This is a genomic window from Ramlibacter aquaticus (assembly GCF_015159745.1).
GTDB classification, from domain to species: Bacteria; Pseudomonadota; Gammaproteobacteria; order Burkholderiales; family Burkholderiaceae_C; genus Ramlibacter; species Ramlibacter aquaticus.
Genome location: NZ_JADDOJ010000064.1, coordinates 1 through 23,927, shown reverse-complemented (window position 1 = coordinate 23,927; position 23,927 = coordinate 1). Strand labels below are relative to the sequence as shown.

The following is a 23,927-nucleotide window of genomic DNA, read 5'->3' as shown; positions in this document are numbered from 1 at the left end:
CGGGGGGAGAGTGGGGGCCGCCCCGGCAGGGGCCAAACAATGCCTTGCGAAAAAAACCACTGCGAGTCATAACACCCGCATGCAGCAGGGACGCAGCAGGCTCCCTCAGCTACCCCGCGGACACCACCCCGGGATGGTCCCCATCCGGCCTCATCCACGGATCCACGTGCGTCATCAGGTTCAGCACCCGGTGCCGCCCCAGCACCCGGTCACGCGCCGCGACGGCGATGTCGTGGCCCTGCTCCACCGTGAGGGTGGCGTCGACCTCGATGTGCGCATCGACCACGATCAGGTCGCCCATCTTGCGGGTGCGGATGTCGTGCACGCCGGCAACACCCGGGGTCTCCTCCAGGGTGCGGCGGATGGCGGCGACTTCCTCGTCGTCGACGGCGCGGTCCATCAGGTCGTGCAGCGCGTCCCAGCCGAACGACCAGCCCATGCGGGCCACCATGAATCCCACGATGGCGGCGGCGATCGGGTCCAGGATGGGCCAGCCCGCCAGGTTGCCGGCGATGCCCAGGCCCACCACCAGGGATGACGCGGCGTCCGAACGCGCATGCCAGGCGTTGGCCACCAGCATGGAGGACTTCACCCGCGTGGCCACGGCCAGCATGTAGCGGAACAGCAGTTCCTTGGCCACCAGCGCCGCGCCGGCCACCCACAGCGCGACGACGTGCACAGGCTGCACCGTCTCGGGCTGCTCCAGCTTCAGCACCGCCGACCACAGCATGCCGGCGCCCACCGCCAGCAGCAGCAGGCCCAGCACCAGCGAGGCCGCGTTCTCGAAGCGCTGGTGGCCATAGGGGTGGTCCTCGTCCGCCGCCTTCTGGCTGTGGCGGTTCGCGAACAGCACCACGAAATCGGCCACCAGGTCGGACAGCGAATGCAGGCCGTCGGCCACCAGGCCCTGCGACTTCGCCAGCACGCCCACCGCGATCTGCAGCGCCGACAGCCCCAGGTTCACGGCCACGCTGACCCAGGTGCTGCGCGAGGCGGCGGCGGCACGCTCGGCCGGGGTGTGGCGGGGATCCTCGTCGTCGTCGGGCACCGGGCTGAATGGCATGGCCCGATTCTCCCACCTCACCCGCCGGGGGCGATGCGGTCCAGGCGCAGGCGGTGCCGCGCGTCGGTGGCGCGCCGGCTGGCGCCCAGCACGGCGGCGGCGGCGCCGAAGGCGGTGGCGCCGGCCAGGAGGAAGAGCACGAAGACCTGGTACTTCGCCGCCTCGAAGGGCGACATGCCGGCCAGCACCTGGCCGGTCATCATGCCGGGCAGGGTGATGATGCCGGCGGCCGACATCTGGTTGATGAGCGGGATGATGCCGCCCTTGAGCGCATCCCGCCGCACGCCGGCCAGGGCCAGTTGCCGCGGCGCACCCAGGGCGAGCCGGGCCTCGATCGCGCGCTGCTCGCGCACCAGCGCGGTGTTGAAGGCGTTGAGGCTGACGCTGATGCCGCTCATCGCATTGCCCAGCACGATGCCGAACATGGGCACCACGAACTGCGGCGCGAACCAGGGCGTGGGCCGCAGCAGCGCCACGGCCAGCGCCGTCACAGGCACCGTCGCCAGCGTGATGGTGCCCGCCCCCAGCGAATAGCCCCAGTGGCCCTGGAAGCGCCGCTGCTGGCGCGAGCGCGTCTCCCAGGCCGCGCTGGCCAGCATGGCGGCGAGCACCGCGCCCACCAGCCAGGGCGAGCCAAGCTCGAACACCGTCTTGAGCACCAGCCCCACCAGCAGCAGCTGCACCACCATGCGCAGGCCCGCCACCACCATGGAGCGGGCGATGCCCAGTTGCAGCCACAGCGACAGCCCCGCGTTCAGCAGCACCAGCAGCCCGGCCACGGCCAGGTCCAGGAAGGACAGCGACTGCGCGTTCATTCGTGCACCTCCTGCTCATGCGCGGGCGCCTGCAGCCGGCCTTCCTCCATGCGCAGGCGGCGGTGGCCCATGCGCTGCGCCAGCTCGGGGTCGTGCGTGACCAGCAGCACCGCGCCGCCGTCCGCCATGCGCTGGCGCAGCAGGGCCTCGACCTGGTCGCGGCTCTGCGGGTCCAGCCCGGAGGTGGGCTCGTCCAGCAGCAGCACGCGGTTCTGCGGCGTCAGCGCGCGCAGCAGGGCCACGCGCTGTCGCTCGCCGGTGGACAGGCGGGCCACGGCCCAGCCGGCCGCGGCCGGGTCCAGGCCCAGGAGGGGCAGCTCGGCCGCGAGGTCGCGCCCGGCGGCGAAGTGCCCGGCCACGTCCTCGGCCCACCAGCCGGGATCGGCCGCCACATAGCTGACCAGGCGCCGCCACTGCGGGGCCGGCATGGCCGAGCAGGCCTGGCCGTCGAGCAGGGCCTCGCCCTCGTGCGGGTCCAGGTCGGCCACCATGCGCAGCAGCACGCTCTTGCCGGCGCCGGAGCGGCCCTGGATGGCCACGCACTCGCCCGGCGCGAGTCGCAGGTCCACCGGCCCCACGCCCAGCCGGCGCAATCCTCTCAGTTCGAGCATGGGGGCAGACTCTAGCGGGAACCGGCGGCGCCCGCTCGTCGGCCCGGGTTGGCACCCTGCGGGCGAACGCCTACAGTTCGGCCGGGGCCGCCCGGGCCCCGCCAAGGAGATGCCATGGACGCGAACCCCGCAGGTGCCGCACACCACCCGCAAGGGCTGCTGCCCTGGGCCGACCGGCTCGCGGTGGCCGTCGCGGTGCTCGGCCTGCTGACCCTGGCCTGGCAGTCGGCCGAGCGCAACAGCCAGCAGGCGCTGCAACTGGCGGCCCTCAGCCTGGCCGGCCCGGCGGCGCACGTCACCCTGCCCGCGGTGCAGGTGGTGGGCCGCCGCGACAGCCTGGGCGCGGGCGCCGCGTCCACGGCCCCGCTGGCCTGAGCAGGCCGCCCGGGCGCCGGGCTCCGCGAGCTTCGCCCTCCCGTCCGGCGACAGGTCCAACGCCAGGCCGGGCCCGGCCCCGTCCGCAGCCGCCCCGCGCACCTGCCCGAGGGCCGCATGATTTTCGGTTAGTCTCTTCGCATGGCCACCATCCTGGTCGTCGACGACGACGCCGCCCAGCGCGAATTCATGCAGGCGGTGCTGCGCCCCGCCGGCCACGTGGTGCTGCTCGCGGCCGACGGCGAAGCCGGGCTGGAGCTGGCCGTGTCCTCCGAGCCCGACCTGGTCTGCGCGGACGTGGTGATGCCGCGGCTGAACGGCTTCCAGCTCGTGGCGGCGATGCAGAGCCACCCCGACCTGGCCGGCACCCCGGTGCTGTTGGTGAGCTCGCTGGCCGAACGCATGCAGATCCGCACCGGCATGTCGGCCGGCGCCGACGACTACCTCATCAAGCCCTGCCGCCCGGACGACCTGCTGCAGGCCGTGGGCACCGCGCTGCGCAAGACGGGCGTGCGCGAGCGGCGTGCGCGCAGCCTGGCCGAGGGCCAGGTGCAGGAAGCGCTGGATGCGCAGCGGGACAAGCTGGCCAACATCTACGAGGCCCGGCTGCACCAGGAGCTGGACAGCCGCTGGGAGCGCTCCGCGGCCGAGACCGACGAGGCCTACCCGCGCTGCGTGCTGCTGCTCGCGCAGCTCTACCACCGCCTGCCTGCCATGGCGCTGCCGGCCGAGCGCAAGGCCCTGCGCAGCCGCTGCCAGCGGGTGCGCGACGCCGTGCTGCTCTTCGATGCCCAGCGCCTGCTGTTCCAGGGCGAGTGGGTGATGGCGGTGTTCGCCGATGCGCAGGACCCCGGCGGCCGGGGCGACGCGTCGCGTGCCCTGCGCGCCGCCGAGGCCCTGTCCTCCGCCCTGCCCGACGTGCCGCTGCTGCTGGACGCCGGCGAAGTCCACCTGCTGCGCCTGGCGGACAGCCTGCAGGGCGAGTTCCGCCTCGAGATCGCCGGCGGGCCCGCGGTCGCCCACGCCGTGGAGGCGCTGGCCGAGGCCCTGCGCGAGGGCTGGCCGCTGTCCTGCACGCCGGCGTTCGCCCGGCTCGAGCCCGCGCTGGCGGCCGCCATCGCGGGCGCCGGCCCCATCCCGCTGGCGCGCGGGGCCGCCGACGAGGTGGAGCAGACCCTGCCGGTCTTCGACCGCGAGGATTTCGAACGCCGCTACGGCAGTTCGCGCAGCATGCAGGGGGTGGTGTGGCGGGTGTTCGCCTCGCATGCGCCCAACCTGCTGGAGCAGCTGGCCCAGGCCGTCGCGGCCGGCGCGACCGGGGAGGTGGCCCGGCTCGCGCACTCCCTGAAGGCGAATGCCGGCATGGTCTCGGCCGCGCGCGTGCGTGCGCATGCGCAGGCGCTGGAGGCCGCGGCCGACGGAGCGCAGGAGGCCGACCCGGCCGCGCTGCAGCGCCTGTGCGGCGCCATACGCCGCAGCTTCCTGGAGTTCTCCGCGGTGCCGGCGCCGGACGAAGGCACGGCCTGAAACGGCCACGGGCCCCGCAGGGCCCGTGCGATTGCGGGGCGGCCGTGCCGCCGCGGCTTCAGTCGACGGTGACGCCGGCTTCGCGCACCACGCGCCCCAGGCGCACGGTCTCGGTGCGGATCAGGGCGCCGAACTGTTCCGGCGTGCCCGCCACCACCGGGGTGCCGATCGCCTCCCACTTGGCGCGGAAGGCCGGATCCTTGAAGGTGTCCAGCACGGCCGCGTTCAGCTTGTGGATGATGGGCGCCGGGGTGCCGGCGCGCACGGCGATGCCGTGCCAGGCGGTGGTCTCGAAGTTCGGCAGCCCGGCCTCGGCCATGGTCGGCACGTTGGGCAGCTGCGGGCTGCGCTTGGCCGAGGTCACGGCGATGGGCCGCAGCTTGCCACCCTGGATGTGCGGCAGCGAGCTGCCCAGGATGTCGAACATCACCTTCACCTGGCCGCCCACCACGTCGGTGAGCGCCGGGCCCGCGCCGCGGTAGGGGATGTGCGAGAGCTTCACGCCCGCGGCCTTCTGGAACAGCTCGGCCGCCAGGTGCTGGGGCGTGCCGTTGCCGGCGGAGGCGTAGGTCATGGGGTCCTTCTGCGCCTTGGCCAGGGCGATGAACTCCTTCAGGTTCTTGGCGTTCACGCCCGGGTTCACCTCCAGCACCAGCGGGAAGGCCGACAGCTGCACCACGGGCGCCAGGTCCGACAGCGCGTTGAAGGGCATGGACTTGAACAGCGAGCTGTTCACCGCCATGGGGCCGCTGGCCGCCAGCAGCAGGGTCTGGCCATCGGCCGGGGCCTGCTTCGCGACCTCGGCGCTGCCGACGTTGCCGCCCGCGCCGCTGCGGTTGTCGATGATCACGGGCACGCCCAGGCGCTTGGACAGCTCGGGCTGCAGCAGGCGCGCCATCAGGTCGGTGGGGCCGCCCGGCGGGTAGGGCACGACGAAGCGGATGGGCCCCTTGGGCCAGGCATCCTGGGCCAGCACGGGCGCGGCGGAGAGGGCGAGCAGGCCGCTGGCCAGCGCGGCCAGGCAGTGACGTCGGGCGATCATCGGTGTGTCTCCTTGTGGTTGTGGACGTGAAGCGTGGGCGGGATCAGGCGCGGAAGCGGGCGCGCACCTGCGCCGCGGTGGCGAGCGGCCGGCCCAGCGCGCGGCCGGCCTCGGCCGCCTGCGCCACCAGGGCCGCATTGTCGGGTGCGACCCGGCCGTCGCGCAGGTAGAGGTTGTTCTCGAAGCCGACGCGGGCGTGGCCGCCGAAGGCCGCCGCGGCGGCGACACAGGCGTTCTCCTGCGGGCCGAAGGCGCACACGGCCCAGGGCTCGCCACTGGTGTGGGCATTCAGGAAGGGCAGCAGGTCGCGCGGCTGCGAGGTCTGGGTGGCGCTGTAGCGGCCCAGCACGAAGAGCAGGAACCAGGGCGCATCGGGCACCGTGCCGGCGGCGCGCAGCGCCTGCCAGCGGCGCAGGTCGGCCTCGTCGTACAGGATGACCTGCACCATGCACTTGTCGCGCGCCAGCTCGCCGAAGAAGGCGGCCAGGCCCGCCTCGCCGACCTCGGGCTGGTCGACTTCGCGCAGGCCGATGGAGACGGCCTCGGGCCGCAGGGCGCGCACCATCGCGATCTGCGCCGGCGCGGCGTACACGCGCCCGGCTTCGCTGGTCACCTGCAGAACCATCTCGTCGCCCACGGCGCCGCGCACCACGCGCAGCGCTTCACGGTAGCCCTCCACGTCCAGGCTGTGGCGGCCCTGCGCATCGCGGATGTGCAGGTGCATCATGGCCGCGCCCGCGTCCAGGCAGGTGCGCGCCGTGGCAGCCAGGGCCTGCGGCGTGAGCGGCAGGGCCGGGTGGTCGCCGGCCTGCTTGTAGGCGCCGTTGGGCGCGACGGTGAGGATGAGGGGATCGTCGGTCATTCGGGGGTCGCGCTCAGTCGAGCGGCGGCAATTCGCCGCGCAGCAGGTCCAGGCCCTGGCGCAGCAGTCGGTCGTAGCGGGCGCGCTCGGCCAGGCGGCGCTCTTCCGGCCAGTTCTGGAAGCCGGCGCCGGCCTTCATGCCGATGCGGCCGGCGGCGACGCGCTCGGTCAGGCAGCGGGCGGGCTGGGCGTCGTTGCACAGGCTGGGGTAGATGGTCGCGCCGGCGGCGGCGTGGATGTCCAGGCCGGCATGGTCGCGCTGCAGCACCGGGCCGGCGGCGATGAAGCGGAAGCCGAAGCCGAAGCGCACGGCAGCGTCCACGTCCTCCGGGCTGGCCACGCCTTCGTCGATCAGCTTGAAGGCCTCGCGCGAGAGCGCGTGCTGCAGGCGGTTGGCCAGGAAGCCGGGGCGGTCCTTGCGCACCAGCACCGGCACGCTGCCGCAGCGGCGCATGGTGTCCATCAGCGGCGCGATGCGCTCGGGCTCGCTCTGCGGGCCCAGCACCACCTCCACCAGCGGCACCAGGTGCGCGGGCATGAAGAAGTGCAGGCCGGCCATGCGACCGGCCGTGGCCAGGCCTTCGGCGATGCGGCTGATGGGAATGCCGGAGCTGTTGCTGGTCAGCAGCGCGTCCGGACGGGCGCGGCGCACCAGCTCGGCGAAGAGCTGCTGCTTGGGCGCCAGCGCCTCGGTGATGCACTCGACCACCAGGTCCACCGAATCCCAGTCGACGTTGTCCAGGCCGGGCACCACGGCGATGGCCTCGGCGCGCACGGCACGGCCGGCCAGGCCCAGCTCCTCGCGGGCGTGGTCGCCGATGCGGGCAGCGCGGGTGGCCTGCGGTTCGACCACGGTGACGCGGGCGCCGCCGCGGGCGAAGACGATGGCCACGTCGGCACCCATGGTGCCGCCGCCGATCACGGCGACGTGGTGGTGGGAGAGCTGGGCTGTCATGGTGGGGCGCAGTCTAGGAAGGGCGCTGTTGATTCGTCCAGTCGCATTTATCGATTGATTGATAATCAACCATGATCAATTGGTCCCTGCGCGAGATCGAGGTCTTCCTGGACCTGGCGGACACCCTGAGCTTTCGCCGCACCGCCGAACGGGTGCACCTGTCGCAGCCCGCCGTCTCGGGCGTGCTGGCCCGGCTGGAGGCGGCCCTGGGCGCGCCGCTGTTCGAGCGCAGCACGCGCACGGTGCGGCTGACCGACGCCGGGCAGGCCCTGGTCGCCCACGCCCGCATGCTGCACGCGCAGGCCGCGGCGGCGGAGGCCGCGGTGCGCGACGTGGCCGAACTGCGCCAGGGCCGGGTGCGCGTGGCCGCCCTGCCCTCGCTGGCGGCCACGGTGGTGCCCACGGTGTTCGCGCGCTTCGCGGCCCGCCACCCGGGCGTGCGCCTGGACCTGCTGGACGCGCTCTCGGTGCAGGCCTTCGAGCGGGTGCGCGCCGGCGACGCCGACTTCGCGCTCACCGCCGAGAACCCGGCCTACGCCGACCTCGCCTGGTCGCCCATCGCCAGCGACCCCTTCGTGCTGCTGCTGCCCACCGGCCACCCGCTGGCCCGCGGACGCGGCCCGCTGGCCTGGTCCGAGGTGACGGGCTTGCCGCACATCTCCATGCCGGCGCCCACCAGCGTGCGCCAGTACGCCGACGCGGCGATGCTGTCGCTGGGCACGCGCTTCGAGCCGCGCTACGAGGTGGAACACCTGGCCTCGATCAACGCCATGGTGGCGGCGGGCCTGGGGGTGTCGGCCCTGCCGGCGCTGGCGGCCCTGGTGGCGCGGGGTGCCGACGTGGCCCAGCGCCGGCTCGCCGGGCCGGACGTGCGGCGGCCTATCGGCCTGGTGACGCCCGAGGGCCGGTCCCTCTCCACCGCGGCGGCGGCGCTGGCCGGGCTGTTGCGCCAGGAGGTGCAGAAGGTGCTGCGCCCGCACTGACGGGCCCTCAGGGCGGCGGGCATCGGCTGTCTCTTGCGCGTCAGTCCCGATTGCGCGGCGGGCGCAGACGCGCGATGGTTGCGGCTTTGCTCGGCCGCGCCAGGGCGGCCGCCCCATCACAGGAGACTCCATGAAGACGCGCATCACCGAACTCTTCGGCATCGAGCACCCCATCATCCAGGGCGGCATGCACTACGTGGGCTTCGCCGAGCTGGCCGCCGCGGTGTCGAACGCGGGCGGGCTGGGCATCATCACCGGGCTGACCCAGAAGACGCCGGAAGCGCTGGCGGCCGAGATCCGCCGTTGCCGCGAAATGACCGACAAGCCGATCGGGGTCAACCTCACATTCCTGCCCACCGTCAGCTCGCCCGACTACCCGGGCTACATCCGCGCCATCGTCGAGGGCGGCGTGAAGGCGGTGGAGACCGCGGGCAACAACCCGCAGAAGTGGATGCCCATCCTGAAGGAGCACGGCATCCGCGTCATCCACAAGTGCACCTCGGTGCGGCATGCGCTGAAGGCCGAGGCGATCGGCTGCGACGCCGTCAGCGTGGACGGCTTCGAGTGCGGCGGCCATCCGGGCGAAGACGACGTGCCCAACTTCATCCTGCTGCCGCGTGCCGCCGAGTCGCTCAAGATCCCCTTCGTCGCCTCCGGCGGCATGGCCGATGGCCGCTCGCTGGTGGCGGCGCTGGCGCTGGGCGCCGAGGGCATGAACATGGGCACGCGCTTCATCGCCACGCAGGAGGCGCCGGTGCACGAGAAGGTCAAGCAGGCCATCGTCGCCGCCAGCGAGCTGGACACCCGGCTGGTCATGCGGCCGCTGCGCAACACCGAGCGGGTGCTGAACAACGCCGCCGTCGAGCGCCTGCTCGAGAAGGAGCGCCGCCTGGGCCCCGAGCTCAAGTTCGAGGACATCATCGGCGAGGTGGCCGGCGTCTACCCACGCATCATGCAGCAGGGCGACATGGACGCCGGTGCCTGGTCCTGCGGCATGGTGGCCGGCCTGATCCACGACATCCCGACGGTGAAGGACCTGGTGGACCGCATCATGGCCGAGGCGCACCAGATCATCCGCGGCCGGCTCGCCGCCTTCGACGCCGCCTGAGGCCCGACGCGCGCCGGCCCTGGCGCGCCTGCCCATCCAGAATCGCAAGACGAGGATTTCTTCACGCTGCCCTCATGAAATGGCGGGCCCGGCCGAAAGCCCTGGTGATAGGCTGGACTCACATGCATTCATCGCTTCGCAGGCGCTTCAACGTCACCGAGTACGGGGAAGGGCCGGTCACCCTGTTCTTCATCCATGGGCTGGGCACTTCGCAGGCGATCTGGCGCAAGGTGGCGCCCGCCTTCTCGGACCGCTACCGCATCCTCATGATGGACCTGATGGGCTGCGGCGGCTCCGACGCCACGGCCTGGAGCCCGGCCCGCTACGCCAGCCTGGAGGGCCATGCCCAGGACGTGCTGGAGGTGGCCGAATCGCTGAGCGGGCAGAACACCGTGCTGGTGCTGCACTCGATCGCGGCCATGATCGGCCTCATGGCCGAGCTGAAGGCGCCGCACGTCTTCGATGCGCACGTGAAGATCGCGCCCTCCCCCTGCTACCGCAACCTGCCGGGCTACCCGGGCGGCTTCGATCCGGCGGTGCTGGAGGGCTTCCTCGAACTGCTGGACCAGGACCTGCCCGCCTGGGCCCGGGCCATGTCGCGCATCGCGGCGGGCAGCGACCGGGAGGCCACGCTGGCCGACGAGGTCGAACGCGAACTGCTGGCCAGCCACCCGGCGGCCCTGCAGCAGTTCGCCCGCGTGGCCCTGACCGGCGACTTCCGCGAGCGCGTGGGCGAGCTGTTCAAGCCCACCCTGATCCTGCACTGCCGGGACGATGCGGTCGCGCCCGCCTTCGTCGGCCAGTACATGGCCGAGCGGATGGCGGACGCCCGCCTCGCCATGCTGGACGAGGACGGGCACTTCCCGCAGCTGAGTGTGCCGGCGCCGACCATCGCCGCCCTGCGGGACTTCCTGGACGGCCTGGGGCTCGCGGGGCGCTAGAGTCCTGCCCCATGGACCTCCAACTCAAAGACAAGCACATCCTCATCACCGGCGGCACGCGCGGCATCGGCCTGGCCTGCGCACGCGTCTTCCTGCAGGAGGGCGCCCGCGTCACGCTGTGCGGGCGCACCCCCGCGGCCCGCGAGGCGGCGCTGAAGGCCCTGGACGGCGGCGAGCGCGTGAAGGCGCTGCTGGCGGACCTGACCGACGCCGGCGCGGCACTGCGCATGCTGGACGAGGCCGAGGCCGGCCTGGGGCCGGTCGACGTCCTGGTCAACTCCGCCGGCGCCGCACGCCGGCGCCCCTTCGCCGAGCTGGACCCCGCCGCCTGGCAGGAGGCCATGCAGGCCAAGTTCCAGACCTACGTCAACGTGATGGACCCCGCCATCAAGCGCATGGGCGCGCGCGGCCGCGGCAGCATCGTGAACGTGGTCGGCATGGGCGGCAAGTTCCCCACGCCCATCCACCTCGCCGGCGGCGCGGCCAATGCGGCGCTGATGCTGGCCAGTGCCGGCCTGGCCGCAGCCTATGCACCACGCGGCGTGCGCGTGAACGCGGTCAACCCCACGCTCACGGCCACCGAGCGCATGGAGGAAGGGCTGCAGGCCCAGGCGCGCCAGGAAGGCATCGCGCTGGAGGAAGCACGCCGCCGCGCCGCGCAGGCCATGCCGCTGCAGCGCGTGGCCACGCCGCAGGAGGTGGCCGACGTGGTGGCCTTCCTCGCCTCGGACCGGGCCGCGTATGTGTCGGGTGCCGTGATCAACCTGGACGGCGCCCACCAGCCTTCGGTGGTCTGAGGAGGCTTCAGCCCCGGCCGGGCAGCATGGAGCGCAGCACGCCGTCGCGCCGCACGAAGTGGTGGTAGAGCGCGGCCACGGCGTGCAGCCCAGCCAGCCAGAGGATCGCGTCCCCCAGCCAGCCGTGGATCTCGGCCAGCGCCGCGCCCAGCGCATGCGATTCGCCGATCCAGGGTGCGATGTCGCCGCCCAGCCAGGTGAGCGCGTGGCCCTCGAGCCAGGCGCCCAGGATGGCCGTGAGCGGCACGGCGAAGAGCAGCACGTAGAGCGAGCCCTGCACCGCGCGCGAGGCGAAGGTCATCCAGCGCGGCATCGCGGGCAGCGAGGGCGCGTGCTCGGACAGGCGCCAGGCCAGGCGAACGAAGGAGATGCAGAACACCGTCAGGCCCAGGGTCTCGTGCAGGCGGCGGTCGAATTCGCGCGCGGCCGAGTAGACGCGCTCTTCCGAGCCGCCGGGGCCGTAGATGAAGGCGACCAGCACGAGGATGGCCGTGATCCAGTGGAGGGCACGGGCCACGCCGCCGTAGCGGCGGGCCTCGCCGAGAGGGAGGGACGTCACCCGGGCATGATAGCGCCGCCGGGCCTGGCGCCGGTCCAGTCCGGCAGCAGGGCCGCCCACTCGGGGCCCGGTGGGGCCACGATGCGCGGCCCCCCCGGCAGCGCCACGCTGCACGCGTGCAGCCACAGGCGCTGCGTGCCCAGCCAGGCCGCGACCGCGCGGTTGTGCGGCCCCTTCCCATGCGTGGTGTCGCCCACCAGCGGATGCGCGAGCTGCTTGAAGTGGCGCCGGATCTGGTGCCGCCGGCCGGTCAGGGGTTCCACCTCGACCAGGGCGTATCGGCTGCTGGGATGCCGCGGGTCCACGCTGAACGGCCACTCGTGGCAGGCCAGCCGCCGCCAGCGGGTGTGGGCCGCCAGCTGCGGCTGGCCGCGCGAGGGCTGCTCCGGGTCGCGTGCCAGCGGCTGGGCCGTGCTGCCGCTCTCGGCCGGCCAGCCGCGCACCAGCGCGATGTAGCGCTTGGCCACGGTCCCGGCCTCGAAGGCGGCACCCCAGTGCCGCGCCGCCTGCGCATGGCGCGCGAACAGCAGGACGCCGCTGGTGCCCTTGTCGAGCCGGTGCAGGGGGTGCAGGCGCTGGCCGAGCTGGTTCTGCAGCAGGCCCAGCGCGTGGCGCTGCTCATGCGCATCGAGCGCGCTGGGGTGCACCAGCAGCCCCGCCGGCTTGTCCACGGCCACCAGGTCGGCGTCGCTGTGCAGCACGCGCAGGGTGCCGGCGTGCGGGGGCGGCGGTGCGGCTTGCGGGGTCGGCATGGGGACGCCACTGTGCCACAGGGGCGCATGCCAAGGCCTTAAGCCTGCGCCCTAAGCCGGGGTGCGAAAACGCCCGCTGTCCTTAGGCCAACGGCCGCACCGGCTCCCCGCACGGCGCCGCAGAATCATCCCAACCCGCACATCTGGAGTTGATGATGAGCACACTGCTGGACACCTGCCTCTTCCTCAGCGAGGGCAACGGCCTGATCGACGACTGCCGCGGCCGCCGGGTGCCCGTGGCCGTGGTGGTGCTGGAGGCCGCGCTGCCGCTGGACCTGGAGGACAGCGACCCGGTGCTGCACGCTGCCCTGCAGGCCTGCATGGATGGGCACCTGGGGGCCATCGCCGCGCAGCCGGGCCTGGCCGCCTGCCTGGGCGCCGGCACCTTCGCCCTGCTGCTGCCGCGTGTCAGCCCGCGCCAGGCCCTGCAGCTGGTGGGCCTGGAACTGGGCACCGGCCTGCAGGTGACGGTCCCGGACGCGGCCGGCGGCCCCGGCCGGCCGGTGGTGTTCTCCGCGGTGGCCCGCCCCCTGCCCGGGGCCGAGAACGGGCTGGAGCAGGCGCTGCTGCGCCTGCTGGAGGATGCCGAGTCGCGGCTGGAGGCCATGGCCTTCTCGCTGCCGCCCCTGCCCGTGCCGGCCTGAGGCCGCAGCGGCCCGGCCGCCAGCCCTTCAGGCCGGATCCCGGCCGCGCTCGCTGCCCGGTTCATCGACTGGCCCCTCGGGGCCGGGCGCGCCGCCCTCATCCGCAGGGCCGGCCGACCCGAACAGGTCCTGCAGGCTGGGGCCCGGCCGGGTTGGCGCGGGCGGCGGCAGCGGGCCCGCCATGGCGCGCACCTTGGGGTACTCCTCGGCGATCCGGTCTTCCCAGTAGGTGGCGGGATTGGGTGCGCTGCACAGCCGGCGCCAGACCGCGTCCGGCACCGGGCGGTAAGCGTCCACGCGGCCGCCCTCCCAGTGCAGGTCGAGCTGGCGCGAGGCCGGGTCGTACACGGCGCGCCGCAGTCGGCTGCCGGTGAAATCACGTCGTTGCATGGATGAGCTTTCGCAAGGCCCCACCCCGCATTCTGCGTGCCCCCGCGCCCGCCGCGGCGCGGCTATAGTCGCCCTTGCAGTCCAACTGGGAACCGACATGAAACGCATCACTTCACGCCTGTCCCGTGCCGTCGCCGCGACGGCCCTCGCCCTGCCGCTGGCCTGGCCCGCGCACGCCGCGCTGATCGACGCCGGCGCCGCCGCTGCCGGCGATACGGCCGCCACCCAGCCCGCGTCCGAACGCGACAAGGTGCGCCAGTTCCTGGACCGCGCCAGCGTGCGCGACCGCCTTCAGTCGCTGGGCGTGGACGGCCTGGCCGCGGGTGCGCGCGTGGACGCGCTGACCGACGCCGAGGTGCACGCCCTGGCCGAGCGCATCGACGCGCTGCCGGCCGGCGGCCGCTTCAGCGAGATGGACATCATCCTCATCCTGCTGGTGGCGCTGCTGATCGTGGTGGTGCTCTGAGGCGGCTCAGGCCGCCTGCCCGCGCGACGCAGGCCCCTGCGCGTGCGGCCTGCGCAGCTGGGCCACGCGCCGGTTGACGAGCTGCGCGCCCAGCGCGTACTTCAGCGTGTCCAGCCAGCCATTGGACTGGCCTTCCTGCGTGGCATAGAACTGCGACGGGTCGTGGAAGCAGCCGTGGCAGCGCACCACGTCCTCGGCCCGGAACTGCTGCAGTTGCGGCCGGGCTCCATCCCAGGTGCTGCGCGCATCGCGCACCAGGCCCCAGCCGCAATCGTTGCCGTGGGCCACCAGGGCCTCCTTGGCGCGCATGAAGAGCAGGGGGTCCACCACGTAGCCATCGGTGCTGACCCAGCGCTCCCCCAGGTGCACCTGGCCGACCGCATGCGGCATCTCCGGCGGGGCCCCCTCCAGGATGCCGTGCAGGAAGCGCGTGCGCACGCGCACGAAAAGCAGGCGTGCCGGCAGCCCCGCCGCGCGGCACAGCGCGGTGAAGAGCACGCCCTTGGCATGGCAGTCCCCGGCGCCGCGGCGCAGCACCTCGCTGGCCCGAACCGAGCTGCCGTCGGAGGTGGCGGCGAAGGGCATGCGGCGCACGAAGTCGTGGATCGCCATGGCGCGCGCGGGCAGGCTCTGGCGCGACTGGGTCAGCTTCTGGGCCGTGATGTACAGGCCGGGGTGGTCCAGGTCCAGCTGGCGGGTGGCGACGCGCCAGCGCGCGTGGGCCTCCTGCGGGCCGTCCTCGGGGGTCCAGGGGAAATCCATCCCCTGGATACGCAGCCCGGGCCCCGCTGGATTCAGCCGCCGGAAAAGAACAGCCTGAAGGCCAGGGGCAGCAGCAGCGCCTGCAACACCACCTGCAGGCCCAGCGCCAGGCCCGCGTAGGCCCCGGCCTCGGCATTGACCTGCAGCGAGCGCGCCGCACCGATGCCGTGCGCGGCCGCGCCCAGGCCGAAGCCGCGCGCCCGCCAGCCCAGCGGCGTGGTCGGCACGCGCAGCAGCTGGTAGAGGTACTTGCCGCTCATGGCACCCACCAGCCCGGTGAGCACCGCGAAGGCGGCTGAAAGCGCCGGCACGCCGCCGATCTTCTCGGCCACGCCCATGGCCACCGGCGCGGTGACGGACTTGGGGGCCAGCGAGAGCAGCACCTCGCGCGGCAGGCCCAGCGCCCAGCCCAGCAGCAGGGCCGAGCCCACCGCCGCCAGCGCGCCGGCCAGGGACACCAGGGCCAGCCGGCCCCAGGTGCGGCGCAGCACCTGGCGCCGCTCCCACAGCGGCCAGGCCAGCGCCACCACGGCCGGGCCGAGCAGGAAATGGATGAACTGCGCGCCCGAGAAATAGGTGGGATAGGGCACGGCCGCCAGCGTGAGCGTGCCCGAGAGCACCAGCACCGACCACAGCACCGGGTTGGCCCACGGCGCCTTGCCCAGGCGCTCGTAGGCCGCGAGCGCGAAGAGGTACACGACCAGCGTCGCGGTCAGGCCGAACAGCGGCGTGGCCGAGAGGTAGACCCAGAGCTCAACGAAGTGGGGCATCGCCGGCCTCCACGGGTGCGACGGGGTCGGGCTGCGCGGCCGCATCGGCGTGCAGCCAGAGGAACAGGCGCGCGCTCACCGCCATGCCGGCCCAGGTCGACAGCACGATCACCAGGGCCAGGCGCAGGCCGTACTGCGCCAGCAGCGGGAGATAGGCCATCACGCCGACCGCGATCGGCACGAACAGCAGCGACAGGTGGGCCAGCAGGAAGCCAGCGCAGGCGGCCACCGGCGTGCGGACGCGGGCGCTGCCCAGCGCCAGGAAGAGCAGCAGCATGCCCACCACCGGCCCGGGGATGGGCAGCGCGAGCCCACGCGACAGCAGCTCACCCACGGCCTGCAGGGCCAGCAACCACGCGAATCCGGTCAGCGCCTCCATGGGCTTCATGATACGGTGCGGGCTGCAGGACGACAGGAGACAAGGATGAACGGCGCCCAGGCGCTGGTGCAGGCGCTGCAGCACAGCGGCGTGGACACCTGCTTCGCCAACCCCGGCACATCGGAGATGCATTTCGTGGCGGCGCTCGACGGCGCCCAGGGCCTGCGCTGCGTGCTCGGCCTGTTCGAGGGCGTGGCCACCGGCGCCGCCGACGGCTACTGGCGGATGGCCGGCCGCCCGGCCGCCACCCTGCTGCACCTGGGCCCGGGCCTGGCCAACGGCCTGGCCAACCTGCACAACGCGAAGAAGGCGCGCTCGGGCATCGTCAACATCGTGGGCGACCACGCCACCGGGCACCTGGCGCTGGACGCACCGCTGACCTCGGACCTGGAAGGCGTGGCGCGTCCGATGTCGCACTGGGTGCATCGCGTCGCCTCGGCCGACGCCGTGGCCGCCGCCGGCCGTGAAGCGGTGCAGCAGGCGCGGCGCCGGCCCGGCCACATCGCCACCCTGGCCCTGGCGGCGGACGCAGCATGGTCGCCGCTCTCGCTGCCGCTGCCCGACCTGGGCCCCCTGCCCGAACCGGCCTTCGAACCGCTGCAGCAGCCTGCGCTGCAGGCCGCGGTGGACCTGCTGCGGCGCGACCCGGGCGGCACGCTGCTGCTGCTGGGCGGCGCCGCCATGCGACAGGAGGCCATCGCCTGGGCCGGCCGCATCGCCGCCCACACCGGTTGCGGCCTGATGTCGGAGTTCTACGTGGAGCGCGCCGCGCGCGGCGCCGGCCGGGTGCCGGTGCCGCGCCTGCCGTACGCGGTCGAGCCCGCCATGGCCGCGCTCGCGCCCTGGCGCCAGATCGTGCTGGTGCATGCGATGCCGCCGGTGGCCTTCTTCGCGTACCCCGGCAAGCCGGGGCGGCTGGAGGCGCCGGGCACCGGCTTCGTCCACTTCAGCCACCATGGGCAGGACGCGACCGCCGCGCTCGAGGCGCTGGCCGACGCCCTGGGCGCCCGCCAGGCGCGGCCCGTGCTGGCCGCGGCCCGCGACCGCGGCGCCGCACTGCCCACGGGCGCGCTGGACGCGGCCGGCATCGCGGCGGTGATCGCCGGGGTGCTGCCCGAGCAGGCCATCGTGGTCGACGAGGCAATCTCCACCGGCCGCAGCTTCGATGCCGCCACCCGGCAGGCCGCGCCGCACGACTGGCTCGCCAACATGGGCGGCGCGATCGGATTCGGCTTGCCGGTGGCCGTGGGCGCGGCCCTCGCCGCGCCAGGGCGCCGCGTGCTGGCGCTGGAAGGCGACGGCAGCGCGATGTACACGCCGCAGGCGCTGTGGACGCTGGCGCGGGAAGGCCTGGACGTGACAGCCGTGATCTTCGCCAACCGCAGCTACCAGATCCTGCGCGGGGAGTTCGCCGGCGTGGGCGCGGGCGAACCCGGCCCGCGCGCTGCCGGCATGCTCAGCCTGGACCGCCCGGCGCTGGACTGGGTGCAGCTGTCGAAGGGCTTCGGCGTGCCGGCCACGCGCGTGCACGACCTGGCCCAGCTCGCGGATGCACTGCGGCGCTCCTTCGCCACGCCCGGGCCCTCGCTCATCGAGGCCGTGCTCTAGGCCGGCCGCATCTTTTTGTTCAACCCCAAGGAGACACGACCATGATCAAGGTCAGCGTGATGTACCCGTACAAGGAAGGCGCCCGGTTCGACCACGACTACTACCGCGACAAGCACCTGCCGCTGGTGAAGGCGCGCATGGGCGAGCACCTGCGCTCCTACACCATCGACAAGGGCCTGGCGGGCGGCGCGCCCGGCACGCCGCCGGCCTACGTCGGCATGTGCCACCTCTTCTGCGACTCGGTGGAGTCCTTCCAGCAGGGCATGGGTCCGCACATGAAGGAGATCATGGGCGACATCCCCAACTACACCGACCTCTCGCCCGTGCTGCAGACCAGCGAGGTGGTGGTCGGCTGAAGCCGCCGGGCGCCGCTTCGGCGGCGCCCGTCTATAGTCGGGGCCAGCAAGGAAGAACGCCGCATGAAGAGCCCCGCGCAGCGCGTCGCGCTGGTCGACACGCCCATCATTCCCACCATCGCCGCCCTGGCGCGCGCCAACCCCGGCACCATCTCGCTGGGCCAGGGCGTGGTGAGCTACGGCCCGCCGGACGAGGCCGTGGCCCGGCTGCCCGCGCTCATGGCCGACCCGCAGCTGCACAAGTACCAGGGCGTGATGGGCATCGCGCCGCTGCTGGAGGCCATCGCCGCCAAGCTGGCGGCCGAGAACGGCATCGCGACGGCAGGCGAGTCGCACATCATGGTCACGGCGGGCAGCAACATGGCCTTCCTCAACGCCGTGCTGGCGGTGGCCGACCCGGGCGAGGAATTCATCCTGCCCATGCCCTTCTACTTCAACCAGGAGATGGCGGTGCGCCTTTGCGGCTGCGTGCCGGTGCCGGTGCCCACGCGCGCCGACTGGTCGCTGGACGTGGACGCGATCGCCGCCGCCATCACGCCGCGCACGCGCGCCATCGTCACGGTGTCGCCCAACAACCCGACCGGCGCGGTGTACGCCGAGGAGGACCTGCGCGCCGTCAACGCGCTCTGCGCTCGGCACGGCCTCTACCACTTCAGCGACGAAGCCTACGAATACTTCACCTATGGCGAGGCCAGGCACTTCTCGCCGGCCGCCATCCCCGGGGCGCAGGCGCACACCCTGTCCTTCTTCTCGCTGTCGAAGAACTTCGGCATGGCGAGCTGGCGCGTGGGCTACGTGGTCTTCCCGCACGCGCTGTTCGACGCCATGAACAAGGTGCAGGACACCAACCTCATCTGCGCGCCCGTGCCCTCGCAGCTGCTCGCCGTGGAAGCCCTGCGGCTGGGCCGCGCCTGGGTGCAGCCCCGGGTCGACGCGCTGGCCCAGGTGCGCACCGCGGTGCACCAGGCGCTGGGCGCGCTGGAAGGGCTGGCGCAGTTCCCGCGCACGGCGGGCGCGTTCTACGTGCTGATGCGCCTGCCCGGCGTGGAAGACCCCATGGCCTTCAACCGCGCCATGGTGGAGCGCCACCACGTGGCCACCATCCCGGGCTTCGCCTTCGGGCTGGCCGACACCCGGTCGGCCAACTACCAGCGGCTCTCCTACGGCGCCCTGGACCCCGCCAGCGTGGCCGAGGGCGTGCAGCGCTACGTGGCCGCGGTGAAGGACTGGTACCGCGCCTGAGCCTGCATCGCCGACCGCGCCGCGCGACCTGGCGGCGTGCCCGGCGGTACGGGGTGAGCGCGCCGGCCCACGCGTGGCTCGGCGGCCGGGCCAGGGCCTTGTCCTACGCGGCGCCGGGCCTGTCCATGCGAGCGTGCGGCCATGCTCGAGAAACTGCCCCAGACGCTGGGCCACGTGCTGCGTGAGCAGCGCGCCGGCCTGGACACGCTGCTCTTCAACCGCTGCGGCCTGCGCGCCGGCCACGGCCAGCTCCAGCTCGCCAGCCTGGCGTTCGCCGACCACGCGCCCATGCCGGCGCGCTACACCGCGGATGGCGAAGGCCTCTCGCCGCCGCTGCAGTGGACGGGCGTGCCCGCCGGCGCCGGGCAGCTGGTGCTGCTGGTGGAGGACGCGGACGCGCCCATGGCCGAGCCGCTGGTCCACGCCATCGTGGTCGACCTGCCGCCCGAAGACGGGGCCCTGGCCGAGGGCGCGATGCCCGGGGGCGGCCAGCCGGGCGAGGTCCACGAGGGACGCAACTCCCTGCTGCGCGCCGCCTGGCTGCCGCCCGATCCGCCACCGGGCCACGGCACGCACCGCTACGCCTTCCAGCTCTTCGCGCTGGCGCCCGGCGTGCGCTGGAGCGGCGCGCCCGGCCGCAGCGCCGTGGCCGAGGCCGTGCACGCGCACGCCATCGCGAGCGGCCTGCTGGTGGGCACCTATGCCCGCCCGGACGGCTCGGTGCGCGACGACGAACCCGTGACCCTGGCCGCGCCGCTGGCCGGACCCTGAGGGGCCCGCCGCGGCCGCGCACTCGGCACCGCCGCCACAGTCCACGCGGAAGAAGTTCACAAGCGAGCATCCGGCGCCGCCCCGGCAGGGTGGGCGCTCCAAAGATGGCCCATTGCCATCCCGACTGGAGTTGCCATGCCCGCCTTCCGCCCCCAGCGCACCCGGATCTCCGCCGGCACGCGCGCCCTGCCCTGGATCGCCACCGCTGCCCTGGGCTGCGGCGGCGCCATCGCCCAGACGCCGCAGGACGGCCCCGCCGTCCCGCCCCCGCTGCCCAGGCAGGCGCTGGAGCGCGTCACCGTGACGGGCTCCAACATCAAGCGCACCGACGTGGAGACGGCCGCGCCTGTCACCGTCATCACGCGCGAGGAACTGCGGCGCAGCGGCGCCAACACGCTGGGCGACGTGATCGCCAACCTGGGGGTCGCCCAGGGCGGCCTGACCGGCGTCGAATTCACCGGCTTCACGCCCGGCGCGGCCACGGTGTCGCTGCGCGGCCTGGGCGCCGGCGCCACCCTGATCCTCATCAACGGCCGCCGCATCGCACCCTACGGCATCACCGGCTTCCAGGAGGTCCTCACCAGCGTCAACTCGATCCCGGTCAGCGCCATCGACCGCATCGACATCCTCAAGGACGGCGCCTCGGCGATCTACGGCTCGGACGCGATCGCCGGCGTGGTCAACATCATCATGCGGCGCGACTTCAACGGCATCGAGGCGCAGCTCACGCACACCGACGCCCACGCCGCGCTGCGCAACACGCGCCTGGGGCTGGCCGGCGGCAAGGGCGACCTCGCAGCCGACCACTACAACCTGTTCGCCATCTTCGAGCACGTGGACCAGGCGGCCTCGGTGGTGGCGGACAACCGCTTCTACCCCAGCCGCAACATCACAGGCCTCACCGGCCAGGCCGACCAGGACTTCCGCTCGGCCTACTCGGTGCCCGGCAACCTGATCGCCGGCCGCGCCGTGACCACGCTGCCCGGCACCGCCTGCGCGCCGCGCAACGTGCGCACCGTGGGCGGCAACACGCGCTGCGTGCTGGACGTGTTCGACTACAACACCATGGCGCCGCGCACGCAGCGCGACAGCCTGGTCAGCCAGGCCACCGTCGAACTCTCGGCCTCGACCACCGCCTTCGGCGAATTCAACTACAGCCGCGGCCGCTACGACTACCAGTTCGACCCCCAGTTCTACTACAACGGCCCCGGCGCGGTCACCCTGGTGCCCGGCGCGCCCTACGGCCTCCCCGGCACGGCCAGCGTGCTGTTCCGCACCGGCGACATCGGGGCGCGCCACTAGGGCGTCGTGGAAGACCAGTACCGCCTGCTGGGCGGCCTCAAGGGCACGCTGGGCCGCTGGGAGTTCGACGGCGCTGTCGGCCTGATGGGCGACAAGGTCCGCGTCAGCCAGCGCGGCGCCGTCCTCACCACGCCCATGGACGACGCCCTGGACAGCGGCCGCTACGTGCCCGGCTTCGCCAACGACCCCACCGTGCTGGCATCGATCTCCCCCACCCTGGTCCGCGCGGGCAACGCGCGCACCCTCTTCGGCGACCTGCACCTGAGCACCGAACTGGGCCAGCTGCCGGGCGGCCCGGTCGGGCTGGCCACGGGCCTGGAGGTCCGGCGCGAGACGCAGGCCGACCATTTCGACCCGCGGATGGTGGCCGGCGACGTGTTCGGCTTCGGGTCGCTGCAGGACATCGACAGCGCCCGCACGGCCACGTCCGTGTTCGGCGAGCTGCGCCTGCCCGTGCTGCCCAGCCTGGAAGCAGACCTGGCCACCCGCTACGACCGCTACAGCACCGGCGGCAAGGCCTTCACGCCCAAGGCCGGCCTCAAGTGGACGATGGCGCCCGCGCTGCTGGCGCGCGCCACCTGGGGCCGCGGCTTCCGCGTCGCCAACCCGCGCGAGATCTCGCCCAGCTCCAGCGTGGGCTTCTACAACGGCGTGCAGGACCCGGTGCGCTGTCCCTCGGTCACGTCCACCAACCCGGACTGCAGCCTGAGCATCGTGGCCAACATCTCCGGCAACCCGGACCTGCAGCCCGAGAAGTCGCGCAGCTTCACCGCCGGCTTCGTGCTCGAGCCCGCCAAGGACACCAGCATCACCGTGGACTACTGGCGCATCCAGCGCACGAACGAGATCACCAACCTCAGCCTGGACTACCTGCTGGCCAACCAGTCCACCTTCGCGCAGTACATCACCCGGGACACCAGCGGTGCCATCACCCAGGTCGACCTTCCGTACATCAACCTCTCCGGCACCGAGGTCAAGGGCCTGGACTTCGAACTCAAGGGCAAGTCCAGCCTGGGCGAGAACGGCAAGCTGAGCTGGGGCGGTGCGGTCACGCGCTACCTGAGCTTCAGGGTGCAGCCGGCACCCGGCGTGCCCGCGGATGAGTACAACGGCACCTACAACCAACCCAAGCTGCGCTCCAGCGCCTACGTGGGCTGGGAGAAGGGCCCCTGGTCCAGCGAACTGCGCATCACCCACGTGGACGGGTTCAGCAATCGGCCGACGCCCAGTTCGCCCTGCTCGGCGCCGGCTTCGCTCTCGCAGTACTGCGGCGTGGGCTCCTGGGACGTGCTGGGCCTGTTCGTGGGCTACAAGGGCTTCAAGAACGTCGAGCTGACGCTGAACATCGCCAACCTCCTGGACAAGGCGCCGCCCTTCGACTACCGGGCACTGCGCAACAGCCAGACCACGGCCTGGAACAGCAACTACGCCAACGCCAACGGTCGCACCTTCCAGCTGGCCGCGCGGTACACCTACTGATGGCCGCCGCACCGTCCAGGGGCGTCGCCCGCCGCCGCAGCGGGCCGTCCGGGGCCTGGGCCACGCCGCAGGTCCGCAGCGGCCTGGGGCTGCTGGGCCTCGGCCTGGCCACCGGCCTCCTGGCCCAGCCCGCGTGGTCCGCGCCGCAACCGGCCACGGCGGACGCGGCGGCCGCCCCCGCCCCAGCCGCCGCGGCTGCGCCCGCTTCCGCATCCCCGCGGCAGCCCCTCAGCGTGCAGCAGTTTTTCGCCCTGGCCAGCTTCCGCAGCATGAAGCTCTCGCCCGACGGCACCCGCATCGCCGCGGTCGGGCCCCTCAAGGGCCGCGGCAACCTGGTGGTGGTGGACCTGAAGACCCGCGCGGCGCGTGCGATCACGGCGTCCAGCCAGTGGGACGTGCGCGACGTGACCTGGATCGGCAACGGGCGCCTGTACTTCAGCATCGCCGACGGTGAGGCAGCGTCCGGCCGGCCGCGCCTCAAGGGCGGCTACGCCATCGACCCGGACGGCGCCAACCTGCGCGAGGTCTGGGGCTACAGCGACAGCGGCTTCGTGCGCGGCATGCGCATCGGCGAGGTGCTGGACACCGAGGGCGGCGATTCGCCCGTGGCCTACGTGTCCATGGCCCTGCGCAGCAAGAACTGGGAAGACGTCTACCGCCTGGACATGCGGACCCTGCGGCCCGAACTGCTCTCCTTCGATTCGCCCGGGCGGGTGGACGACTGGCTGATCGACAGCAGGCACCAGCCGCTGGCGGCGCTGCGCACCACCCGGCGACCGGCCCGGGGACAGCCCTACCAGGAGGAGTTGCTCGTCCGCCGCGAGGGCGGCTGGCAGGTGCTGCTGCGCGCCGACAGCATGGACAACCTCGAAACCCTGGGCCTGTGCGGCGCGGACGCGGACGACAGCGGCGTGTACCTGAGCGCGCGCCGCGGCCGCGACCGCGCGGCGCTGTGGCGCTACGACCTGGCAGCCGGCAGCTTCGGCACGGCGCTGGTGGAAGACCCGGACGCCGACATCGCCTGCAGCGGGGCATCGACGGAAGGCGGCCACGCAGCCGCCCTGCTGCACGACACCGCCACCCGGGCCGTGGTGGGCTTCCACTACCAGGGCGGCATGCCCCGCACCGTCTTCTTCAAGGAGGGCACGGCGGCCCAGGCCCAGTGGGAATCGCTGGTCAAGGCCACGCAGGGCGACATCGGCATCCGCTGGAGCAAGGACCGCAGCATCGCGCTCGTGAGTGCGCAGTCGGACGTCAACCCCGGCAGCTACTACCTGTTCCGGCCGGGCGAGCAGGCGCTGGAAGTGCTGGCCCAGGCCCGCCCCTGGATAGACCCCGCCCAGATGCCCAGGCGCAGCTTCATCCACT

27 protein-coding genes are annotated in these 23,927 nt (G+C 73.3%); 15 read left to right on the top strand and 12 right to left on the bottom strand.

All coding sequences use genetic code 11. From position 1 onward, the window contains the following. Positions 1 to 109: 109 nt before the first annotated feature. The 3 genes from IM725_RS14590 to IM725_RS14580 are packed head-to-tail and all read right to left on the bottom strand — an operon-like array spanning position 110 to position 2,489. A complete protein-coding gene (locus IM725_RS14590; protein WP_193781369.1) occupies positions 110 to 1,063 on the bottom strand; it encodes a cation diffusion facilitator family transporter in 954 nt (317 codons plus the stop codon). Between the two features lie 17 nt (positions 1,064 to 1,080). Further along, the gene (locus IM725_RS14585) at positions 1,081 to 1,878 is read right to left on the bottom strand and encodes an ABC transporter permease (RefSeq protein ID WP_193781368.1); all 798 of its coding nucleotides are present in this window, start codon (positions 1,876 to 1,878) and stop codon (positions 1,081 to 1,083) included. After that, the gene (locus IM725_RS14580) at positions 1,875 to 2,489 is read right to left on the bottom strand and encodes an ABC transporter ATP-binding protein (RefSeq protein ID WP_193781367.1); all 615 of its coding nucleotides are present in this window, start codon (positions 2,487 to 2,489) and stop codon (positions 1,875 to 1,877) included. Before IM725_RS14580 ends, IM725_RS14585 begins: the two co-directional genes overlap by 4 nt. A gap of 114 nt (positions 2,490 to 2,603) precedes the next feature. Here IM725_RS14580 and IM725_RS14575 point away from each other — a divergent pair, with 114 nt between their 5' ends. Next, complete coding sequence (locus IM725_RS14575; protein ID WP_193781366.1) at positions 2,604 to 2,864, top strand: hypothetical protein; 261 nt, start codon at positions 2,604 to 2,606, stop codon at positions 2,862 to 2,864. Positions 2,865 to 3,005: 141 nt separating this feature from the next. Beyond that, entirely contained in the window at positions 3,006 to 4,391 is a 1,386-nt protein-coding gene (locus tag IM725_RS14570; protein WP_193781365.1) for a response regulator, read from the top strand. 58 nt (positions 4,392 to 4,449) lie between these two features. Here the strand turns inward: IM725_RS14570 and IM725_RS14565 are convergent, their stop codons facing one another. The 3 genes from IM725_RS14565 to IM725_RS14555 are packed head-to-tail and all read right to left on the bottom strand — an operon-like array spanning position 4,450 to position 7,250. After that, positions 4,450 to 5,433, bottom strand: a complete 984-nt coding sequence (locus tag IM725_RS14565; protein ID WP_193781364.1) for a Bug family tripartite tricarboxylate transporter substrate binding protein — start codon at positions 5,431 to 5,433, stop codon at positions 4,450 to 4,452. Positions 5,434 to 5,476: 43 nt separating this feature from the next. Next, a complete protein-coding gene (locus tag IM725_RS14560) occupies positions 5,477 to 6,295 on the bottom strand; it encodes a BKACE family enzyme (protein WP_193781363.1) in 819 nt (272 codons plus the stop codon). A 13-nt stretch (positions 6,296 to 6,308) separates the two neighbouring features. Next, positions 6,309 to 7,250, bottom strand: a complete 942-nt coding sequence (locus tag IM725_RS14555; RefSeq protein ID WP_193781362.1) for a 3-hydroxyacyl-CoA dehydrogenase family protein — start codon at positions 7,248 to 7,250, stop codon at positions 6,309 to 6,311. A 71-nt stretch (positions 7,251 to 7,321) separates the two neighbouring features. Here IM725_RS14555 and IM725_RS14550 point away from each other — a divergent pair, with 71 nt between their 5' ends. From IM725_RS14550 to IM725_RS14535, 4 genes are all read left to right on the top strand, one after another. Beyond that, on the top strand, positions 7,322 to 8,233 hold the full coding sequence (locus IM725_RS14550; RefSeq protein ID WP_193781361.1) for a LysR family transcriptional regulator: 912 nt from the start codon (positions 7,322 to 7,324) through the stop codon (positions 8,231 to 8,233). A 130-nt stretch (positions 8,234 to 8,363) separates the two neighbouring features. After that, positions 8,364 to 9,341, top strand: a complete 978-nt coding sequence (locus IM725_RS14545) for an NAD(P)H-dependent flavin oxidoreductase (RefSeq protein WP_193781360.1) — start codon at positions 8,364 to 8,366, stop codon at positions 9,339 to 9,341. 122 nt (positions 9,342 to 9,463) lie between these two features. Continuing rightward, on the top strand, positions 9,464 to 10,282 hold the full coding sequence (locus IM725_RS14540; RefSeq protein WP_193781359.1) for an alpha/beta fold hydrolase: 819 nt from the start codon (positions 9,464 to 9,466) through the stop codon (positions 10,280 to 10,282). 11 nt (positions 10,283 to 10,293) lie between these two features. Beyond that, positions 10,294 to 11,079 carry an SDR family oxidoreductase gene (locus tag IM725_RS14535; RefSeq protein ID WP_193781358.1) on the top strand — a complete coding sequence of 262 codons (786 nt, stop codon included), beginning with the start codon at positions 10,294 to 10,296 and terminating at the stop codon, positions 11,077 to 11,079. A gap of 7 nt (positions 11,080 to 11,086) precedes the next feature. On the opposite strand, the gene IM725_RS14530 is transcribed toward IM725_RS14535, so the two are convergent. Together IM725_RS14530 and IM725_RS14525 are read right to left on the bottom strand one after the other, a co-directional pair. Then, positions 11,087 to 11,638, bottom strand: a complete 552-nt coding sequence (locus tag IM725_RS14530; protein ID WP_193781357.1) for a cytochrome b — start codon at positions 11,636 to 11,638, stop codon at positions 11,087 to 11,089. Next, on the bottom strand, positions 11,635 to 12,390 hold the full coding sequence (locus IM725_RS14525; protein ID WP_193781356.1) for a pseudouridine synthase: 756 nt from the start codon (positions 12,388 to 12,390) through the stop codon (positions 11,635 to 11,637). The genes IM725_RS14530 and IM725_RS14525 overlap by 4 nt, the downstream gene beginning before the upstream one ends. A 155-nt stretch (positions 12,391 to 12,545) precedes the next feature. Between IM725_RS14525 and IM725_RS14520 the strand changes: the two genes are divergently transcribed. Next, positions 12,546 to 13,034 carry a hypothetical protein gene (locus IM725_RS14520; RefSeq protein WP_193781355.1) on the top strand — a complete coding sequence of 163 codons (489 nt, stop codon included), beginning with the start codon at positions 12,546 to 12,548 and terminating at the stop codon, positions 13,032 to 13,034. A 27-nt stretch (positions 13,035 to 13,061) separates the two neighbouring features. Here the strand turns inward: IM725_RS14520 and IM725_RS14515 are convergent, their stop codons facing one another. After that, entirely contained in the window at positions 13,062 to 13,424 is a 363-nt protein-coding gene (locus IM725_RS14515; RefSeq protein WP_193781354.1) for a KTSC domain-containing protein, read from the bottom strand. Positions 13,425 to 13,521: 97 nt separating this feature from the next. On the opposite strand from IM725_RS14515, the gene IM725_RS14510 reads away from it, so the two are divergent. After that, complete coding sequence (locus tag IM725_RS14510) at positions 13,522 to 13,890, top strand: PA2779 family protein (protein ID WP_193781353.1); 369 nt, start codon at positions 13,522 to 13,524, stop codon at positions 13,888 to 13,890. Between the two features lie 6 nt (positions 13,891 to 13,896). Here the strand turns inward: IM725_RS14510 and IM725_RS14505 are convergent, their stop codons facing one another. From IM725_RS14505 to IM725_RS14495, 3 genes are read right to left on the bottom strand one after another with little or no spacing between them, the layout of a single operon-like run. Next, positions 13,897 to 14,652 carry a transglutaminase-like domain-containing protein gene (locus IM725_RS14505; protein ID WP_193781352.1) on the bottom strand — a complete coding sequence of 252 codons (756 nt, stop codon included), beginning with the start codon at positions 14,650 to 14,652 and terminating at the stop codon, positions 13,897 to 13,899. A 32-nt stretch (positions 14,653 to 14,684) separates the two neighbouring features. Further along, positions 14,685 to 15,422 (bottom strand): LrgB family protein, encoded by a 738-nt coding sequence (locus tag IM725_RS14500; protein ID WP_193781351.1) that lies wholly within the window; start codon positions 15,420 to 15,422, stop codon positions 14,685 to 14,687. After that, on the bottom strand, positions 15,406 to 15,801 hold the full coding sequence (locus tag IM725_RS14495; RefSeq protein WP_193781350.1) for a CidA/LrgA family protein: 396 nt from the start codon (positions 15,799 to 15,801) through the stop codon (positions 15,406 to 15,408). Before IM725_RS14495 ends, IM725_RS14500 begins: the two co-directional genes overlap by 17 nt. 45 nt (positions 15,802 to 15,846) lie before the next feature. Between IM725_RS14495 and IM725_RS14490 the strand changes: the two genes are divergently transcribed. From IM725_RS14490 to IM725_RS14460, 7 genes are all read left to right on the top strand, one after another. After that, entirely contained in the window at positions 15,847 to 17,409 is a 1,563-nt protein-coding gene (locus IM725_RS14490) for an acetolactate synthase large subunit (protein ID WP_193781349.1), read from the top strand. Between the two features lie 41 nt (positions 17,410 to 17,450). Further along, positions 17,451 to 17,765 (top strand): EthD family reductase, encoded by a 315-nt coding sequence (locus tag IM725_RS14485; RefSeq protein ID WP_193781348.1) that lies wholly within the window; start codon positions 17,451 to 17,453, stop codon positions 17,763 to 17,765. 63 nt (positions 17,766 to 17,828) lie between these two features. Next, a complete protein-coding gene (locus tag IM725_RS14480; protein WP_193781347.1) occupies positions 17,829 to 19,007 on the top strand; it encodes an aminotransferase class I/II-fold pyridoxal phosphate-dependent enzyme in 1,179 nt (392 codons plus the stop codon). Positions 19,008 to 19,148: 141 nt separating this feature from the next. Further along, a complete protein-coding gene (locus tag IM725_RS14475; protein WP_193781346.1) occupies positions 19,149 to 19,778 on the top strand; it encodes a YbhB/YbcL family Raf kinase inhibitor-like protein in 630 nt (209 codons plus the stop codon). Positions 19,779 to 19,913: 135 nt separating this feature from the next. After that, the gene (locus tag IM725_RS14470) at positions 19,914 to 21,080 is read left to right on the top strand and encodes a TonB-dependent receptor (protein WP_193781345.1); all 1,167 of its coding nucleotides are present in this window, start codon (positions 19,914 to 19,916) and stop codon (positions 21,078 to 21,080) included. Positions 21,081 to 21,086: 6 nt separating this feature from the next. Next, on the top strand, positions 21,087 to 22,559 hold the full coding sequence (locus tag IM725_RS14465; RefSeq protein WP_193781344.1) for a TonB-dependent receptor: 1,473 nt from the start codon (positions 21,087 to 21,089) through the stop codon (positions 22,557 to 22,559). After that, on the top strand, positions 22,559 to 23,927 hold a 1,369-nt coding region (locus tag IM725_RS14460; RefSeq protein ID WP_193781343.1), incomplete at its 3' end, for a hypothetical protein. The genes IM725_RS14465 and IM725_RS14460, both read left to right, overlap by 1 nt.

Bases quoted from the DNA above. Each gene is read 5' to 3' on its own strand.
- IM725_RS14585 (WP_193781368.1), bottom strand. From the start codon at position 1,878: ATGAACGCGCAGTCGCTGTCCTTCCTGGACCTGGCCGTGGCCGGGCTG.
- IM725_RS14550 (WP_193781361.1), top strand. From the start codon at position 7,322: ATGATCAATTGGTCCCTGCGCGAGATCGAGGTCTTCCTGGACCTGGCG.
- IM725_RS14575 (WP_193781366.1), top strand. From the start codon at position 2,604: ATGGACGCGAACCCCGCAGGTGCCGCACACCACCCGCAAGGGCTGCTG.
- IM725_RS14510 (WP_193781353.1), top strand. From the start codon at position 13,522: ATGAAACGCATCACTTCACGCCTGTCCCGTGCCGTCGCCGCGACGGCC.
- IM725_RS14500 (WP_193781351.1), bottom strand. From the start codon at position 15,422: ATGCCCCACTTCGTTGAGCTCTGGGTCTACCTCTCGGCCACGCCGCTG.
- IM725_RS14470 (WP_193781345.1), top strand. From the start codon at position 19,914: ATGCCCGCCTTCCGCCCCCAGCGCACCCGGATCTCCGCCGGCACGCGC.
- IM725_RS14515 (WP_193781354.1), bottom strand. From the start codon at position 13,424: ATGCAACGACGTGATTTCACCGGCAGCCGACTGCGGCGCGCCGTGTAC.
- IM725_RS14535 (WP_193781358.1), top strand. From the start codon at position 10,294: ATGGACCTCCAACTCAAAGACAAGCACATCCTCATCACCGGCGGCACG.
- IM725_RS14590 (WP_193781369.1), bottom strand. From the start codon at position 1,063: ATGCCATTCAGCCCGGTGCCCGACGACGACGAGGATCCCCGCCACACC.
- IM725_RS14505 (WP_193781352.1), bottom strand. From the start codon at position 14,652: ATGGATTTCCCCTGGACCCCCGAGGACGGCCCGCAGGAGGCCCACGCG.
- IM725_RS14520 (WP_193781355.1), top strand. From the start codon at position 12,546: ATGAGCACACTGCTGGACACCTGCCTCTTCCTCAGCGAGGGCAACGGC.
- IM725_RS14570 (WP_193781365.1), top strand. From the start codon at position 3,006: ATGGCCACCATCCTGGTCGTCGACGACGACGCCGCCCAGCGCGAATTC.
- IM725_RS14580 (WP_193781367.1), bottom strand. From the start codon at position 2,489: ATGCTCGAACTGAGAGGATTGCGCCGGCTGGGCGTGGGGCCGGTGGAC.
- IM725_RS14485 (WP_193781348.1), top strand. From the start codon at position 17,451: ATGATCAAGGTCAGCGTGATGTACCCGTACAAGGAAGGCGCCCGGTTC.
- IM725_RS14545 (WP_193781360.1), top strand. From the start codon at position 8,364: ATGAAGACGCGCATCACCGAACTCTTCGGCATCGAGCACCCCATCATC.
- IM725_RS14480 (WP_193781347.1), top strand. From the start codon at position 17,829: ATGAAGAGCCCCGCGCAGCGCGTCGCGCTGGTCGACACGCCCATCATT.
- IM725_RS14555 (WP_193781362.1), bottom strand. From the start codon at position 7,250: ATGACAGCCCAGCTCTCCCACCACCACGTCGCCGTGATCGGCGGCGGC.
- IM725_RS14475 (WP_193781346.1), top strand. From the start codon at position 19,149: ATGCTCGAGAAACTGCCCCAGACGCTGGGCCACGTGCTGCGTGAGCAG.
- IM725_RS14560 (WP_193781363.1), bottom strand. From the start codon at position 6,295: ATGACCGACGATCCCCTCATCCTCACCGTCGCGCCCAACGGCGCCTAC.
- IM725_RS14525 (WP_193781356.1), bottom strand. From the start codon at position 12,390: ATGCCGACCCCGCAAGCCGCACCGCCGCCCCCGCACGCCGGCACCCTG.
- IM725_RS14495 (WP_193781350.1), bottom strand. From the start codon at position 15,801: ATGGAGGCGCTGACCGGATTCGCGTGGTTGCTGGCCCTGCAGGCCGTG.
- IM725_RS14540 (WP_193781359.1), top strand. From the start codon at position 9,464: ATGCATTCATCGCTTCGCAGGCGCTTCAACGTCACCGAGTACGGGGAA.
- IM725_RS14490 (WP_193781349.1), top strand. From the start codon at position 15,847: ATGAACGGCGCCCAGGCGCTGGTGCAGGCGCTGCAGCACAGCGGCGTG.
- IM725_RS14565 (WP_193781364.1), bottom strand. From the start codon at position 5,433: ATGATCGCCCGACGTCACTGCCTGGCCGCGCTGGCCAGCGGCCTGCTC.